The following is a 15,086-nucleotide window of genomic DNA, read 5'->3' as shown; positions in this document are numbered from 1 at the left end:
CGCCGGCAAGCCGGCTCCTACAGGCGAAGGCGCACTCAAGAGCGACGCATGCCTTGCGGTGCGGCCGCCGGCAACGACGGCGGCTGCAAGGGCCATGCCGTCAGGCGTTCAGGGACCGGGCGCGGAAGTCCCGGGGCGATTGGTCGAAATGCTTCTTGAAGGTACGGCTGAAATGCGCCGAATCGGTGAAGCCCCATTTGAAGGCAATGTCGGTGATGGATTCGTTGCGCAGGTGCGGATTGCTCAGGTCTGCGGCGCTGCGCTTGAGCCGCGAGCGCTGGATAAAGCGGCAAACGCTATCCCCCTGCTCCTCGAACAACCGGTACAGCTGGCGCACCGAGATATTCAGCTGGCCGGCCAGTGATACCGGAGTCAGGCCCGGTTCATTGAGGGACTGGCTGATCAACTGCCGCGCCTGATCACGCAGGCATCCGCCATGCAGGCCCTCGTCAAAGCCATCCAGGCTGTTGACGGTCTGGCGCAAGGTCGGACCGAGCAAGGCAATCAGGGCTTCCTGCAAGGCCTGCCCTTCCTGCTGGGCCGCACAACCTTGCAACTCGCCGGCGCAGATCTGCTCCACCAGCAAACGCATCAGGCGCCCGCTGGCGCAATTTTGCGACAGCTTGCCGAACTTGCGCTGCTGGGCCGGCAGGTGGCGGTAGACCTCCTCCCGGCACAGATGGAACGAAGCATGCTCGATCAGGCCATGGGGCACGATCTCGCAGGCTCCGGCGGAGTCCAGCAGCGCCATGTCCCCCGGGGCCAGCTCGACACTCTCGCCGCCCTGGCTCAAGCGCGCATGGCCGCTGCGCTGGATGATGAGAAAACAATAGCGATCATCCTCATGATCGACCTTGGTGCTCTGGCGGGAGATCAGCCCGGCGTTGGTGCGGATCTGCGCCACCTCCAGCCCGGCGTAATCCTGCAGGCCCACTTCACCAATGAACAAGGCGGGATTGCGCGCCGGACGGGCATCGAATCGACCGCAGACGCCCTGCAGGGCGCCCACCCAGGAACTGAAACTATGCGAAGCAAGCACTGTGCACCTCCAGAAGCCGGTTCCAACCGCCTTTATTGTTATGGCGATATCATTAACATGTTATCTATTTGCCAGGCAAGGCGCCTGACAGCATGGATAGTCTGTTATGGCTTAAGCAGGCTGTATGCCAGCGCTTACGGTTATGTCCCTCAGAAATCTCGCAGTAGCTTGTACAACTCAGTGAAGCTACCCAGTAGCGCCACCCGCTGCTGAGCGCTCAAGCGGATATAGCGGCGGAACCCGGGCAGGCGGTTGACTACTTCGCTGGCGCCGAAATGCTCCAGGTGCACCTGCCAGCCCTGGGCATCGCGTCGCAACTCCAGGTGTTTGAAATCCAGGGGCAACAGGTGCTCCAGCAAGCGCTGGTCACTGCACAGGCGCTGCAGCAGCGGCGCCCATTCAGCCTCCTCCCCCGTGAGCAGCCGAGCGGCGACACCCTGGCGGCGGATCGCGCCAGTGTGACGCAAACGGATACGCGCCTGCCGGGCCGTGTCGCAAGGCACGGGCAGGCGCCACTCACAGACCACGATGTGCATCAGGAACTGCGCCTGGGCGCGCTCTTGCACCTCGAACCTCAAACCGTTTTGCGGGCAATGAAAACCGCCCTGCACCTGGCTCCGTGGAGTGAAATCGAGCCCCGCCAGATCCCGACGCAACTGCCCCAGGGTCAGCCCCGGGCGATAACCCGATGGCGCGCGGTTCCACAGATCAAAGAGGCTTTGCCGCCAGCTTGAAAGATTCATCAGGCGCGCTCTCCCGTAGGTTATGGGCGGTATCCGGGTTCAGGCACAGCGCCTGTTCCAGCACCTCCTCCACCGGCACCGGGCGAAACGGATTGACCTTCTGCACCAGCAGGGTCCAGACCAGCGCATAGATCGCGGTCAGGCCCAGCATGCTGCCGAAAGGCACATAGATGTCCCGCGGATTCATGCCCGGCGGCGTGATGAACCACATGCCCAGCAGGATGCCCACCGAAGACAGGATCTGCGGCAGCGGAAACCACGGCGACTTGTAGGCCCGGGGCAGGTCCGGCCGGCGAATGCGCAGCATCACCACTGACAGGGTCACCAGCAGATAGGCAGTGCTCCAGGCACAGACCGCCGCCAGCACCAGGTGCATGATGCTGTCGGTGCTTCCCCCCAGCCACCAGGCATGCAGGCAGGGAATCAGCACGGCTACGGCAATGCACAGCAACGGCGTCTTGAAGCGCGGGTGCAGGTACGTGAAGACCTTCGGCAACGCCCCATCCAGGGCCATGCCGTAAAGAATCCGCGGCAAGCCGGCCATCAGCGTGTTGATGGTGGCGGCGCCAGCGAACAGCAGGCCGATGCCCAGCCAGATACGGCCAAAGGGCCCCATGATCTGCTCGGCAAAATGCGGAATGGCCATGGGCGTATCCAGCAGGTGCACGCTGCCATCCTCGCTCAGGGCGATGTTTTCCACCTGGCGCTTCATCGCCGCGCCGTAGATGAACATGCACACCGCCACCCCCACCAGCCCCAGGGCCATGGCCCGGGGAATGGTCCTGGCGGCCTTGCGCACATCCGGCGTCAGGGGCGTGACGAACTCACAGCCAACGAACATGAACATGGCCATGCCCACCAGGGACAGGATGGTCGGCAGGTCGGTACCCACCATCGAGGCGCCGAACCAGCCATCGAGCTGCACCGCTGGTGCCTTGAGCACCCCGAGCACGCCAAAGATGATCAGGGTGGTCCACATGCCGAAGGTCAGAATCACCTCGGCACGGCTGAAGGCGGTGATGCCCACGGCGTTCAGCGCGCCGAAGAACAGCACCAGCCCCACCCCCACCAGCCAGGCGCTGCCGCTCTGCTCCAGCAGGGTGTTGAGGGACTCGAAGTTAACCAGGGCCATGACGCCACTGAGAATGGTCTCCGCGGTGCCGGCGAACACGTGCACGATCAGGTAGGCGGACAAGGTCCCGGTGATGGCGAAAAAACGCCCCAGGCCACAGGCCAGGTAGTCATAGACCGAACCGTTGGTGGGCAACAGGCAGGCCGCTTCGGCGAAGGTGGTCGATTGCGCCAGCATCATCACCAGGGCGATCACCATCGCCATGGCAAAGGCGCCACCGCCGATACCAAAGCCCGTGGTGGCCGTAAGGATTACCGGGCTGGCCATGATCAAGCCCACGGCACTGGCCAGGGCCGTGGGAAAGCCGACTACACCTTGATCCAGGTGGCGGCTGAGTCTGTCGTTGAGCGACATGGTGATAAACCTCGAAAGCATGGGTTGATGATTGTTGTTCTAGGCATTTCAAGGGCACGCCTGATGGCGGAGTGCTTGGCTGTCTGACGCAGCTGTCTTCATGTTCCCCCCTGTAGGCGCTGGCTCACCAGCGAAGGCGTCGGCAAGATCACCGCCCAATCCAGGGGGCCCTTCATCGGCCAGCCGGCTTCTACAGCAAACCGGCCGGCCCTGCCCCCGCAGGGGCCAAGGCGTTCGGCTCAATAAGCGATGCACACCGACTTGTTCTCGGTGTAGGCCTCGATGGCCGCATGGCCCATCTCGCGACCGATACCCGACTGCTTGTAGCCACCGAAGGGCATCGACGGGTCCAGCATGTTGTGGGTGTTGACCCAGACAGTGCCGGCCTTGATCTGCGGAATAAGCTGCATGACCCGCCCCAGGTCGTTGGACCAGATGCTCGCCCCCAGCCCGTACTGGTTGTCATTGGCCAGGCCCACCACTTCGTCCAGGGTGTCGAACGGCGTGGCCACCACCACCGGGCCGAAGATCTCCTCGCGCACCAGTTGCTGGTCGGCGTGCACATCGGCCACCACCGTCGGGCGCACATAGAAGCCCCGCTCGCCATGGGCGACACCGCCACAGAGCAGCCGGGCGCCCTCTTCGACTCCGCGCTGGACCATCTGCAGCACGCGCTTCTGCTGCTTGGCGGAAATCAGCGGATTGATCTGTGCCTGCTCGTCCAGCCCCGGCCCGATGCTCAGGGACCCGGCAATGGCGACCAGGCGCTCCAGCACCTCGTTATAGATCCGGCGCTGGATGTACAGCCGCGAACCCGCCGTGCACACCTGCCCCTGGTTGAAGAAGATCGCCCCCGCGGCGCCAGCGGCGGCGGCCTGCGGGTCGCAGTCATCGAGCACGATCACCGGCGATTTGCCGCCCAGCTCCAGGGAAAAACGGGTCATGTTGTCCACCGCGGCATGGCCGATCAGCTTGCCCACCTGGGTCGAGCCGGTGAACGCCAGCTTGTCGATTCCCGAATGGGCGGCCAGGGCCGCGCCGGCCTGGGCGCCACTGCCGGTGACCACGTTGACCACCCCGGGGGCGATCCCCGCCTCCAGGCACAACTGGCCCAGGCGCAACGCGGTCAGCGGGGTTTCGTCCGCCGGCTTGAGCACCACGGTGCAGCCACAGGCCAGGGCCGGAACGATTTTCCAGATGGCCATCAGCAGCGGGAAGTTCCACGGCACTATGGCCCCCACCACGCCCACCGGCTCCGGCACGGTGTAGGCCCGGTACTGCGCCCCGGGCACTGCGGCGATGGAGACATCCAGGCTCTTGCCCTCGATCTTGGTGGCCCAGCCGGCCATGTAGCGGGTGAACTCCGCGGCCGCTCCCACCTCCAGGGCCCGGGCCAGGTGGATCGACTGGCCGTTGTTGAGGGTTTCCAGCTGCGCCAGTTCCTCGCCATTGGCCTCCAGCAGATCCGCCAGCTTCAGCAGCAGGCGCTCGCGGTCGGCGGGGCGTTGCGCCTTCCAGCTCCCCTCGAAGGCCCGACGTGCGGCGTTCACCGCCAGGTCGATATCGGCCTGGGCAGCTGCCGCGACCTCGGCCAATTGTTCGCCACTGGCGGGGTTGTACACCGCCATCCGCGCTCCGCTGAGGGCCGGCTGGCTGTGACCGTCGATCAGCAGGCCATGCTGACTGTCTATGAATGCAGCGACACGTGGGTCGATGGCAACGCTCATCTTGAATCCTCGCAGGTAGACCTAGTTCGAGATGGACTTTGAGCGCAAAGGCGCACGCCGTCTTGACCCTGGCTGCCGCGAAACTTGGCCCTGGCTGCCAGCCCCGAAGGCCTTCACTGGCAAGCCAGCCCCTGCAGGTGCGCGCCATTTACCAGCGAACAGGCCCGCAAACCCGCCACTGGCAGCCTGGGTCAAGTGCCCTGGCACACAGAGGCAAGCCAGGGGCGCATAAATGACGCACTAATATCTCCACGCTGTCCGTGCGTTATCAGGAGACTCAACGTGAGCGAACCAAGCCGTTTCTGGCACCCCATGCTGCACCCCAACGAAATGAAGCAACGCGAGCCGATCCGCATCGTCCGTGGCGACGGCTGCTATGTGTATGACGACAAGGGCCACCAGCTGGTGGATGGCGTTGCCGGGTTGTGGAACGTCAACGTCGGCCACAACCGCAAGGAAGTGAAGGCGGCGATCACCGCGCAACTTGATGAACTGGAATACTTCCAGCTGTTCGACGGGGTCAGCCATCCCCGGGCCGAAGAACTGTCGCGGGTGGTGATGAACCTGCTGGAACCCGAGGACATGCGCCGGGTGGCCTTCAGCTCCGGCGGCTCGGACGCCATCGAAAGCGCTTTGAAGCTGGCCCGCCAGTACTGGAAGCTCGAAGGCCAGGCCGACCGCACCAAGTTCATTTCCCTGCGACAGGGCTACCACGGCACCCACTTCGGCGGCGCCTCGGTCAACGGCAACACGGTGTTCCGCCGCAACTACGAGCCGCTGCTCCCTGGCTGCTACCACATCGATACCCCCTGGCTGTACCGCAACCCCTACAGCCAGGACCCGGAAGAGCTGGGCAAGATCTGCGCCGACCTGCTGGAGCGGGAAATCCAGTTCCAGAGCCCGGACACCGTCGCCGCCTTCATTGCCGAGCCGATCCAGGGCGCTGGCGGCGTGATAGTGCCACCGGCCAACTACTGGCCGCTGATCCGCGAAGTCTGCGACAAGTACGGCGTATTGCTGATCGCCGACGAAGTGGTCACCGGTTTCGGTCGCAGCGGCTCGATGTTCGGCAGCCGCCTGTGGGGCGTCAAGCCCGACATCATGTGCCTGGCCAAGGGCATCACCTCGGGCTACATCCCCCTGGGCGCCACGGTGGTCAACCGGCGCATTGAGGAAGCCTTCGAGAAGAACGCCAACTTCACCGGGGCCATCATGCATGGCTACACCTACTCCGGGCACCCGGTAGCCTGCGCCGCCGCCCTGGCGTGCCTGGACATCGTGGTCAAGGAGGACCTGCCGGCCAACGCCGCGAAAATGGGCGACTACATGCTCGACAAGCTGCAGCCCTTCGTCGAGCGCTTCGACACCGTCGGCGAAGTGCGCGGCAAGGGCCTGATGCTGGCCCTGGACCTGGTGGCGGACAAGACCACCCGCGAACCCATCGACCCCATGAGCGGCTACGCCAACCAGGTGGCACAGATCGCCCGGGACAACGGGGTCATGGTGCGCCCGGTGGGCACCAAGATCATTCTCTCGCCGCCCCTGGTAATCCAGCAGGCACAGGCCGATGCCATAGTCGACGCCCTGGCCGAAGGCTTGAGCAAGGCCCGCCGCTAACCCTCCCGGCAGCAAGCTGCGATCGAGGCAATCACGATCGCAGCCTGCGGCGCTGGAGGCTTGCCAGGCACGGCCAGCAGGGATTGACTGTGGCAGTCCGGGTTCTGGACAGGATCAATCCACGTCCTTGCGCCCCTTTCACCGAGCCACTGCCCCAAGGTGCAGCCAGGAGCCATCCGATGAACGCACCCGCCTCCCTGCCCGGCCCTCATGAGCTGGGCCACCGCTGCATCGCCGCTTTCACCCGGGTAGTACCCGCCAGCCTCTGCGCCTTCTACCGCATCGATGCCCAACTGCAGGCCCGGGACTTTTCGCTGTACCGCATGCCGGAGCAGATGCACCAGGCCTACCTGCAGCACTTTCGCCACTACGACCCCCTGCAACCTCGCCACTGCGTCGCGGCGGGGCGCCCGGTGCTGTCGCTGCACATGGGCATGGCCCACCAGGGCCCTCACGAGCGCGAGGTTTACCAGGGGTTCCTGCAACGCCACGGGGTTCTGGATGTGGTGGAAATCCTGGCCCACGATGGCGATCGGCCGGTCGCCGGCCTGTCGCTGCTGCGCGACGCCGGGCTGGGGCACTTCAGCGGGGAGGAACTGGGCACCCTGCATGCCTTGCAGGGCCTGCTGGAGATTGCCGCCCTGGCACCCTGGTCCCAGGTCGATGAGCGCCTGTCGGGCCTGACACCCCGGGAGCGGGAAATCGCCTGGCTGCTGCGCGACGGCGCAGACAACAAGACCATCGCCCGGCGCCTGGACCTGGGCCTGCCCACGGTCAAGACCCACTTGATCAACCTGTTCCGCAAGGTCGGCGCCAGTAACCGTACGGAGCTGGTCAGGGCGCTGTTCCTGTAAAGCCCGGGCACTTCAACCATAAGGTTGATGGGCAACCCGGGGCTGGCGGCCGAACATGCAGCTCTCCTTGCTGACAAGAGCCTTGCCATGAACCCGCAACCTGAATGGATCACCGTCGGAGCCCTCGCCGATGGCTTTGCCGAAGACAATCACATCCTCCCGGCGGTGGACGACCTGGCCGGTCGCCACCTGACCCTGCACTTCGACAACCACTGGCAGATCGAACACCATTTCGCCGCCCACACCCTGCGCTGGAACAACGTCGGGGAAACGGCCAGCGCCGAGTTGCCCTATCGCGCCACCTGCCTGCGCCCCGGCATCTACCTGGTGGACTTCCTCAAGCACGAACAGGGCCGGATCCACTCGGTGAGCCTGGTCCTGGACCTTGAGCAGCAATGCTTCAGCGCCGTCATCGGGCAGATGCCCAGCCAGGCCGAATCCAGCGTCGACCTGTTCAGCCGGGCCCTGGCCGGTGGCGAGCTGACCTCGGTCAAGGCCCAGTTTCTCCACGGCGCCATCGACACGCCGGTCACCACCAGCACGCCACGCCATGAACCCACCGATGAACTGGTGGGCCTGCGCAACCAGTACATCTACAGCGCCAGCGAGGCCTACGAGCACATCTACCTGAATGCCAACTTCTACAGCTGGCAATGCCTGCGGGGCGTCGAACAGGGGCTGGCGGATACCGACCGCTGCCACTACTACAAGATCGCCGAGCAGCTGTACCTGTTCGTCTGGCGAGAAAAGATCGTCCCGACCCTGGGCCTGGTGCTGATCGACCTCAAGGCCGGTCGCAGCGACGGCAAGATCTTCGGCTACCAGGGTGCCGACTTCAGCAGCGCCGCCAACTTTCCGGTGGGAGCCCTGGCAGAGGTGCTCAACCGTACCCGGCACCGCTGATACCCGCCCCCTGGTTCCAGCCCCCCTCTTCTTCACAGGACACTGCCATGACTCTGGGCCTCGATCTGCAACGTGTCGCCCGTTGCTACCAGACCGAACTGCAACTGTTTGCCGAGAAACACCCGCGCTCCGGCGCTTTCTACCAGGAAAACCTCCAGCATTGGCTGTACGGCGCGCCCTTGCATTGGATGCAGCAATGGCCCGGTTCCTACCCGATCATGGTGGCCGACGCCCAGGGCGCGACCCTCACCGATTGCGACGGTCATCACTACGTGGACTTTGCCCTGGGTGACACCGGAGCGATGTTCGGCCACGCCCAACCGGCGGTCGCCGCAGCCATCGCCGAACAGGCGCTGCATGGTTCGACCCTGATGCTGCCCACGGCCGACAGCCTGTGGGTCGGCAAGGAACTGACCCGGCGTTTTGGCCTGCCCTACTGGCAGGTCACCACCTCGGCCACCGACGCCAACCGTTTTGTCCTGCGCCTGTGCCGGATGATCACCGGGCGGCAGAAGGTCCTGGTGTTCAACTGCAACTACCACGGCAGCGTCGACGAGTCCCAGGTGGAGTTCGACGCCCAGGGCCAGATGATCCCCCGGGACGGCGTGCACGCCAACGGCCTGCAGCACCAGGCCACCACGCGGCTGGTGGAGTTCAACGACCTGCCGGCCCTGGAAGCGGCCCTGGCCCATGGCGACGTGGCCGCGGTCCTCACCGAACCCTTCATGACCAACGTCGGCATGGTGCCGCCAGCCCCGGGCTTTCATGATGGCCTGCGGGAGCTGACCCGGCGCTACGAGGTGCCGCTGATCATCGACGAGACCCATACCCTGTCCTGCGGCCCCGGCGGCTATTGCGGCGAGCACGGGTTGCAGCCGGATTTCTTCGTTCTCGGCAAATCCATCGCCGGTGGCATTCCCACGGCGGTCTGGGGCGCCAGCCAGGCCATGGCCGAACGGATCTGGCAGGTGCTGCCGCATTTCCAGCCGGGCCAGGCGATCAACCATTTCGGCTTCGGCGGCACTCTGGCCGGCAACGCTCTGCAGATGGCGGCCATGCGCGCCACCTTCAGCGAAGTGATGAACGAGGCCAGCTACGCCCATATGTTCCATCTCGCCGAGCGCCTGCGGGCCGGGGTCGAAGCCATCATCCACAAGCACCGCCTGCCCTGGCACGTGACCCGCATCGGCGCCCGGGTCGAATACCTGTTCATGCAGCAGCCTCCGCGCAACGGCGGCGAGGCCCATCATGCCCGCCATGGGCTGATCGAAGCCTATCTGCACCTGTACCTGCTCAATCGCGGGGTGTTGCTGACGCCGTTCCACAACATGGCGCTGCTGTGCCCGACCGCCAGCGAGGCGCAAGTGGACCTGCACAACCGCCTGCTGGACCAGTGCCTGGCCCAGGTTCTGCCAGGAGCCGGCTCATGAACCAGGATCTGCGCGGGCGTATCGCCCTGGTCACCGGTTCCGGCCAGGGCATCGGCCGGGCCATCGCCCAACTGTTCGCCGCCCAGGGGGCCAGGGTCATGCTGGCGACCCGCAGCGCAGCATCAGGCGATGAAACCCTGCGGCTGATTCGCCAAGCCGGCGGCACCGCCGAACTGCTGCCTGTGGACCTGGGCACCCGCAATGCCGCCGAACAGGCAGTGGCGGCAACCCTGGAGGCCTTCGGCGGCCTCGACCTGCTGCTGCACAATGCCGCGATCTTTCCGATGCAGAAGCTGGTCGAACTGGAGGATGAAACCCTGGACAGCACCCTGGCGGTGAACCTGAAAAGCTGCTTCTGGCTGACCCGGGCCGCCTTGCCGGCGTTGCGCCGGTCCCAGCAGCCGAGGATCGTCATCACCTCCTCGGTCACCGGCCCGCGCACGGCGATTCCCGGGCTCGCCCACTACGCGGCCTCCAAGGCCGGGGTCAATGGTTTTATCCGCGCTGCCGCGCTGGAGCTGGCGGAATATGCAATCACGGTCAACGGCGTGGAGCCCGGGCTGATTGCCACCCAGGCCATGGACAATCTCGGCGATGCTTCGACCCTGGCTTCGAGCATTCCCCTGAAGCGCCTGGGCAGCGCCGAGGATATTGCCTGGGCCATGCTGTTCCTGGCGTCACGGCAAGCGGGCTATATCACCGGCCAGACCCTGGTGGTGGATGGCGGCGCCCTGCTCCCGGAAAACACCCAGCTATAGAAATGGCCGCCCCCACACCGGCACCTAAGAGGCGGACCGGCTGGCGCCCTCCATGGAGAACGACGGGCGTAGGATCTGGCCTGCCAGCGAAGGCGGCCCCGAGCGCAACACAAGGCTTGGGGCTCTCTTCGTCGGCAAGCCGGCTCCTACGAAGGGGTCAGGTCAGCTGCCGCTGCGGATCTTGTTCCACAGGCGGGTGCGGATGCGGTCGATGTCCAGCGGCATGGCCTCCAGGGCAAACAGCTTGTTCATCATGTCCGGGCTCGGATAGACCTTGGTGTCGTTCTTGATGGCCGGGTCGATCAGGCTGTCGGCCTGCAGGTTACCGTTGGCGTAGTGAACGTAGTTGCTCACGCCGGCCATCACTTCGGGGCGCAGCAGGTAGTTCATGAAGGCATAGCCGGCTTGCTCATCCGGGGCATCCACTGGCATGGCCACCATGTCGAACCAGATCGGCGAGCCTTCCTTGGGAATCGAGTAGCCGATCTCCACCCCGTTCTTCGCCTCCCGGGCACGGCTTTCCGCTTGCAGGATGTCGCCGGAGAATCCCACCGCCACGCAGATATTGCCGTTGGCCAGGTCACTGGTGTACTTCGACGAGTGGAAGTAGCTGACATAAGGCCGGACCTTCATCAGCAACGCCTCGGCCTGCTTGTAGTCAGCCGGGTTCTTGCTGTGGTGCGCCAGCCCCAGGTAGTTGAGGGCCGTAGGGATCAGTTCCGGGCCGTTGTCGAGGATCGCCACCCCGCACTTCTGCAGCTTCTGCATGTACTCGGGCTTGAAGATCAGGTCCCAGGAATCCAGTGGAGCATCGTTGCCCAGCACTTCCTTGATCTTGGCCACGTTGTAGCCAATGCCAGTGCTGCCCCAGAGGTAGGGGAAGCCGTGCTGGTTACCCGGGTCATTGACCTCCAGGGCCTTGAGCAGCACCGGGTTGAGGTTCTTCCAGTTGGGCAGCTGGCTCTTGTCGAGCTTCTTCAGTGCCCCGCCCTGAATCTGCCGGGCCATGAAGTGGTTGGAAGGAAACACCACGTCATACCCGGATTTTCCGGTCATCAACTTGCCGTCCAGGGTCTCGTTGCTGTCATAGACGTCGTAGGTGAAACCAATCCCGGTTTCCTTCTGGAAGGCCTTGGTGGTGTCCGGGGCGATGTAGTCCGACCAGTTGTAGATCTTCACCGTATCGGCCTGGGCCAGGGACGCGGCCAGGAACAACGGGCTGAGCAATAGCAACGCGCAAGTCTTGCGAATCATGAGTCGATACCTGTGGCTGGTTTTGTTGTTGGCAGGCAATCAAGGGATCAGAAAATCAAGACGTAGGTCTTGCGCACCGTTTCCTGGATATCCCAGATCCCGGTGCTGTTGGCCGGCAACATCAGTGCATCGCCAGCTTCTATGTGCAGGGTTTCGCCATTGTCCGGGGTGAAGGTGCAACGGCCCTGGATGAAGTGGCAGAACTCCTGGGCGACGATCTGCCGCCGCCAGCGCCCCGGGGTGCATTCCCAGATGCCGGTCTCGACCCCGTCGTTGCGTTCGACGGCGGTCACCGAGGTCACGGCCACCGGAGTGCCCAGGGGCACCGCCACTGGTGCCGATTCGGCCAGGGTGGCGGTGGCGGTTTGCTTGAATTGGGTGATGCTCATGGTTCTACCTTTCGACGGAAAATCCGAACGGACAGCGTTCGGTACAGAGAGACCGGCTCAGTGCATGAAACCTTCCATGAAGCCGGCGATGCGGCTGGCCATCCTGCGCCGCCATGGAGCCGAGGCCGGGTTGGCCAGGGTCTGGTCCTCGTGGACGAAGCTGCGAATGATCGCGTTGTAGCCCAGCCAGCGGCACGGCTCCGGCTCCCAGGCCCGCAGGGCCTCAAGGCCGCGCTCGGGCATGACCCAGGGTTGCTGTACCAGAGGGCTGTCGCGCTCCAGGATCAGGTCCGCCAGGGTCCGGCCACCGAGGTTACTGGCGCCAACACCCTCGCCGCCGTAGCCGCCGGACAGGGCGATCCCCTTGCGCCTGTCGCAGAGCATGTGCGGCTTGAAGTGCCGGGACATGCCCAGGTTGCCGCCCCAGGAATGGCTGATGCGCACGTTCTTGAGTTGCGGGAACAGCTCGCCGAACAGGTAGCGGCGCAGTTCCACTTCGTCACGGGTCAGGTCGAAGTCATGGCGCAGCTTACTGGCGAACTGATAGCCGCCCCGGGCACCGAACACCAGCCGGTTGTCCATGGAGCGCTGGCCATAAGTCACCTGTCGGCTGCTTTCGCTGAAGGCCTGGCCCTGGCTCAGGCCGATTTCTTCCCAGACGGACTCCGCCAGCGGCTCAGTGGCCACCAGCAGGCTTTGCACCGGCAACTGGTAGCGGCCCAGGGGCGGCAAGGTGACCGAATAGCCTTCCACTGCCGGCACTATCCAGCGGCTGCGCACCGAAGCCTGGGCCGTCTGCAGGCTGCCGGACTGCCAATGGGTCACCGGGCTGTTTTCATAGAGGGTCACCCCCAGGCGCTCAACCGCCCGGGCCAGGCCGCGCACCAGCTTGGCCGGCTGGATGGTGGCGCAATGCGGCGCATAGATGCCGCCGTAGGGCTTGGCCAGGCGCATCTGCTGGGCCAGCTGCTCGGGGTTGAGCCAGCGGTAGTCGTCCTGGTTCAGGCCCTGGGCATAGAGCTTGTCCAGATAGTGGCGCAGGCTGGTTTCCTGCTCCGGGTAGCGGGCGGCGCAATACAGTACCCCGCCCTTGCGGTAATCGCAGTCGATACCCTCACGTTCGATGACATTGGCCACTTCATCAGGGATGCCGTGCAACAGGTCGAAGGAGGCCCGACGCTGCTGCGGCGACAGAGCGGCCAGCAGCCGGTCTTCTCCCAGCAGGTTGCCCATCAGCCAGCCGCCATTGCGGCCCGAGGCACCAAAACCGGCGGTTTGCGCTTCGATCACCGCAATATTCAACTGCGGCGCCTGGCGCTTGAGGTAATAGGCGGTCCACAACCCGGTATAGCCGGCGCCGATGATCGCCACGTCCAGGTCCAGGTCCTGCGCGAGCTGCGGCCGCGGCAATAGCGGCTCGTCGAGCTGGTCCATCCACAAACTGATACTGCGCCACGCTGGCATGCAAGCACTCCGCAACCCGAATTTCGAATGCGGCGATCCTAGTGCCTGGCCTTAAGGGCTGTCTTGCGCGCGTGCACGCAAAGAAATTTGCTTGGCGTAGGCCTTGGGCGACTGGCCGGTGTGCTGGCGAAAACAGCTGTAGAAGGCCGACAGCGAGTTGAACCCTGCGGCAAACGCCAGCTCGTCGATGCGCAGTGGCGGCGTGGCCTGGTCCAGCGCTGCCAGCAGATGCTGCAGGCGCGCCTGGTTGACGTAGCGGTAGAAGCTCTGCCCCAGCACCTGATTGAGCAGGTAGGAAATCTGGTTGCGGCTGTAACCGCATTCCCGGGACACCCGCTGCAGGTCCAGCTCGGGGTCCAGGTACGGCTGCTGGCGCTGGAAATACTGCTGCAGGTCCTCGGCCATGAAACTCAACTGGCGCGGCGACAGCCCCAGCCGGCTGGCCGCCGGGCGCAGGCTGGCGGAGGACTTGCTCGGAGCCGGCTCCCGGACCAGTGAGGCGTACTCGTTGACCCGCCAGATCAGCCCGTCGCGCACGGTGATCGCTTCACTGGAGCGAAATGACACCAGGCCCTGGCCGCCGCGCAGGGTCACCTGGTACTGGATAAACGCGGTGTTGCCATCCAGGCGGATGCGGTCGCTGTGTTCCAGGGCCTCGTCGGGAGCCCGGGGCATGCTGGCCCGCACGTATTCGCGCAGTTCCTCCAGGCCCAGGGTGCGGTTCTGGAAAAAGTCGTTGTACTGGATGTCCGGGTGGTACAGCGCCATTACTCCATCCAGGTCCCGGTGCTTCCAGCACAGGTGGTAGCGCATCACGGTTTCACCGGTGGCCTGGGTGTGCAGCGGCCCGTCATCGGGGGCAGACATAGGTTTCTCGAACAGGAAAAGGCGCAGCTTGCCGAACTTCGCCAAGGGCTTCAACGACCGGCCGCCGGCCAGATACGGCAGCCACCGGGGGGGACCAGGGAGATGACATGACTTGCATCAATAATCCATGAGTGAACCGCCGGACGGTGGGCAAAAAAACTGCGAACCGTCACAAGCCAATGCTATTTTTAAAACCTCAACCGATCGGGTCATTGACGATCCGGTCGTTCCTACCGCGAGCACAAGGAAGCGCTCAATGAATCAAGGTGGGCCACCGATGAACAGAGTCTGGGCCAGTAAAGTCACCTTTCCAAACGCCTGCCAGCTGATGCGCTGGCATTTCCATCCCATGGGTTTCGAAGCCAGCATGGATGCGCCCGGCAGCATGATCGCCCGGCTCTTCGATCGCGCCAGCGGCGAAACCATGATCGCCATCGCCGGCATTCCCTGTGCCACGGTGATGAGCGCTGCGGATGTCGAACGAATAATCGAGGCGGTGGAAGATGAGCTGGAGGCCTTTTCCCCGTCCCTGGCACTCAAGGCCTGAAGCCCCGC

The 15,086-nt window shown here is 64.5% G+C and carries 14 protein-coding genes; 6 read left to right on the top strand and 8 right to left on the bottom strand.

What is annotated here, in order from left to right; genetic code table 11:
* Positions 1 to 100: 100 nt before the first annotated feature.
* The 4 genes from feaR to KCG88_RS04235 all read right to left on the bottom strand — a co-directional run bounded on the left by feaR (position 101) and on the right by KCG88_RS04235 (position 4,995).
* Positions 101 to 1,039: a transcriptional regulator FeaR gene (gene feaR, locus KCG88_RS04250; protein WP_047336944.1), complete on the bottom strand. Its 939-nt coding sequence runs from the start codon at positions 1,037 to 1,039 to the stop codon at positions 101 to 103.
* 149 nt (positions 1,040 to 1,188) lie between these two features.
* Entirely contained in the window at positions 1,189 to 1,782 is a 594-nt protein-coding gene (locus KCG88_RS04245) for a DUF3156 family protein (protein WP_210711818.1), read from the bottom strand.
* Positions 1,748 to 3,268, bottom strand: coding sequence for an APC family permease (locus KCG88_RS04240; RefSeq protein ID WP_047286870.1), 1,521 nt, complete (start codon positions 3,266 to 3,268; stop codon positions 1,748 to 1,750). The genes KCG88_RS04245 and KCG88_RS04240 overlap by 35 nt, the downstream gene beginning before the upstream one ends.
* Positions 3,269 to 3,507: 239 nt before the next feature.
* Positions 3,508 to 4,995 carry an aldehyde dehydrogenase family protein gene (locus KCG88_RS04235; protein ID WP_210711817.1) on the bottom strand — a complete coding sequence of 496 codons (1,488 nt, stop codon included), beginning with the start codon at positions 4,993 to 4,995 and terminating at the stop codon, positions 3,508 to 3,510.
* 282 nt (positions 4,996 to 5,277) lie between these two features.
* Between KCG88_RS04235 and KCG88_RS04230 the strand changes: the two genes are divergently transcribed.
* From KCG88_RS04230 to KCG88_RS04210, 5 genes are all read left to right on the top strand, one after another.
* Positions 5,278 to 6,612, top strand: coding sequence for an aspartate aminotransferase family protein (locus KCG88_RS04230; protein WP_019095320.1), 1,335 nt, complete (start codon positions 5,278 to 5,280; stop codon positions 6,610 to 6,612).
* Positions 6,613 to 6,791: 179 nt separating this feature from the next.
* Complete coding sequence (locus KCG88_RS04225) at positions 6,792 to 7,466, top strand: helix-turn-helix transcriptional regulator (RefSeq protein ID WP_210711816.1); 675 nt, start codon at positions 6,792 to 6,794, stop codon at positions 7,464 to 7,466.
* 87 nt (positions 7,467 to 7,553) lie between these two features.
* On the top strand, positions 7,554 to 8,369 hold the full coding sequence (locus KCG88_RS04220) for a molybdenum cofactor biosynthesis F family protein (RefSeq protein ID WP_210711815.1): 816 nt from the start codon (positions 7,554 to 7,556) through the stop codon (positions 8,367 to 8,369).
* A gap of 47 nt (positions 8,370 to 8,416) precedes the next feature.
* A complete protein-coding gene (locus tag KCG88_RS04215) occupies positions 8,417 to 9,799 on the top strand; it encodes an aspartate aminotransferase family protein (protein ID WP_047286876.1) in 1,383 nt (460 codons plus the stop codon).
* A complete protein-coding gene (locus KCG88_RS04210; protein ID WP_210711814.1) occupies positions 9,796 to 10,557 on the top strand; it encodes an SDR family oxidoreductase in 762 nt (253 codons plus the stop codon). Before KCG88_RS04215 ends, KCG88_RS04210 begins: the two co-directional genes overlap by 4 nt.
* A gap of 162 nt (positions 10,558 to 10,719) precedes the next feature.
* On the opposite strand, the gene KCG88_RS04205 is transcribed toward KCG88_RS04210, so the two are convergent.
* From KCG88_RS04205 to KCG88_RS04190, 4 genes are read right to left on the bottom strand one after another with little or no spacing between them, the layout of a single operon-like run.
* On the bottom strand, positions 10,720 to 11,811 hold the full coding sequence (locus tag KCG88_RS04205; protein ID WP_047286881.1) for a polyamine ABC transporter substrate-binding protein: 1,092 nt from the start codon (positions 11,809 to 11,811) through the stop codon (positions 10,720 to 10,722).
* 47 nt (positions 11,812 to 11,858) lie between these two features.
* The gene (locus KCG88_RS04200) at positions 11,859 to 12,200 is read right to left on the bottom strand and encodes a cupin domain-containing protein (RefSeq protein ID WP_019095326.1); all 342 of its coding nucleotides are present in this window, start codon (positions 12,198 to 12,200) and stop codon (positions 11,859 to 11,861) included.
* Positions 12,201 to 12,257: 57 nt separating this feature from the next.
* Complete coding sequence (locus tag KCG88_RS04195; RefSeq protein WP_210711813.1) at positions 12,258 to 13,664, bottom strand: FAD-dependent oxidoreductase; 1,407 nt, start codon at positions 13,662 to 13,664, stop codon at positions 12,258 to 12,260.
* A gap of 51 nt (positions 13,665 to 13,715) precedes the next feature.
* Complete coding sequence (locus tag KCG88_RS04190) at positions 13,716 to 14,531, bottom strand: helix-turn-helix domain-containing protein (protein WP_047287480.1); 816 nt, start codon at positions 14,529 to 14,531, stop codon at positions 13,716 to 13,718.
* A gap of 277 nt (positions 14,532 to 14,808) precedes the next feature.
* Between KCG88_RS04190 and KCG88_RS04185 the strand changes: the two genes are divergently transcribed.
* Positions 14,809 to 15,078: a DUF1652 domain-containing protein gene (locus KCG88_RS04185; protein WP_011061512.1), complete on the top strand. Its 270-nt coding sequence runs from the start codon at positions 14,809 to 14,811 to the stop codon at positions 15,076 to 15,078.
* Positions 15,079 to 15,086: the final 8 nt, after the last annotated feature.

This window comes from Pseudomonas sp. MWU349 (assembly GCF_017947325.1).
GTDB lineage: Bacteria > Pseudomonadota > Gammaproteobacteria > Pseudomonadales > Pseudomonadaceae > Aquipseudomonas > Aquipseudomonas protegens.
Note: the sequence above shows the minus strand (reverse complement) of the source record. Positions and strands in the feature narration are given on the sequence as shown.

Coding starts and splice junctions, on each gene's coding strand:
- KCG88_RS04190 (WP_047287480.1), bottom strand. CDS start 14,531: ATGTCTGCCCCCGATGACGGGCCGCTGCACACCCAGGCCACCGGTGAA.
- KCG88_RS04200 (WP_019095326.1), bottom strand. CDS start 12,200: ATGAGCATCACCCAATTCAAGCAAACCGCCACCGCCACCCTGGCCGAA.
- KCG88_RS04215 (WP_047286876.1), top strand. CDS start 8,417: ATGACTCTGGGCCTCGATCTGCAACGTGTCGCCCGTTGCTACCAGACC.
- KCG88_RS04210 (WP_210711814.1), top strand. CDS start 9,796: ATGAACCAGGATCTGCGCGGGCGTATCGCCCTGGTCACCGGTTCCGGC.
- KCG88_RS04195 (WP_210711813.1), bottom strand. CDS start 13,664: ATGCCAGCGTGGCGCAGTATCAGTTTGTGGATGGACCAGCTCGACGAG.
- KCG88_RS04225 (WP_210711816.1), top strand. CDS start 6,792: ATGAACGCACCCGCCTCCCTGCCCGGCCCTCATGAGCTGGGCCACCGC.
- KCG88_RS04205 (WP_047286881.1), bottom strand. CDS start 11,811: ATGATTCGCAAGACTTGCGCGTTGCTATTGCTCAGCCCGTTGTTCCTG.
- KCG88_RS04185 (WP_011061512.1), top strand. CDS start 14,809: ATGAACAGAGTCTGGGCCAGTAAAGTCACCTTTCCAAACGCCTGCCAG.
- KCG88_RS04245 (WP_210711818.1), bottom strand. CDS start 1,782: ATGAATCTTTCAAGCTGGCGGCAAAGCCTCTTTGATCTGTGGAACCGC.
- KCG88_RS04240 (WP_047286870.1), bottom strand. CDS start 3,268: ATGTCGCTCAACGACAGACTCAGCCGCCACCTGGATCAAGGTGTAGTC.
- KCG88_RS04235 (WP_210711817.1), bottom strand. CDS start 4,995: ATGAGCGTTGCCATCGACCCACGTGTCGCTGCATTCATAGACAGTCAG.
- KCG88_RS04220 (WP_210711815.1), top strand. CDS start 7,554: ATGAACCCGCAACCTGAATGGATCACCGTCGGAGCCCTCGCCGATGGC.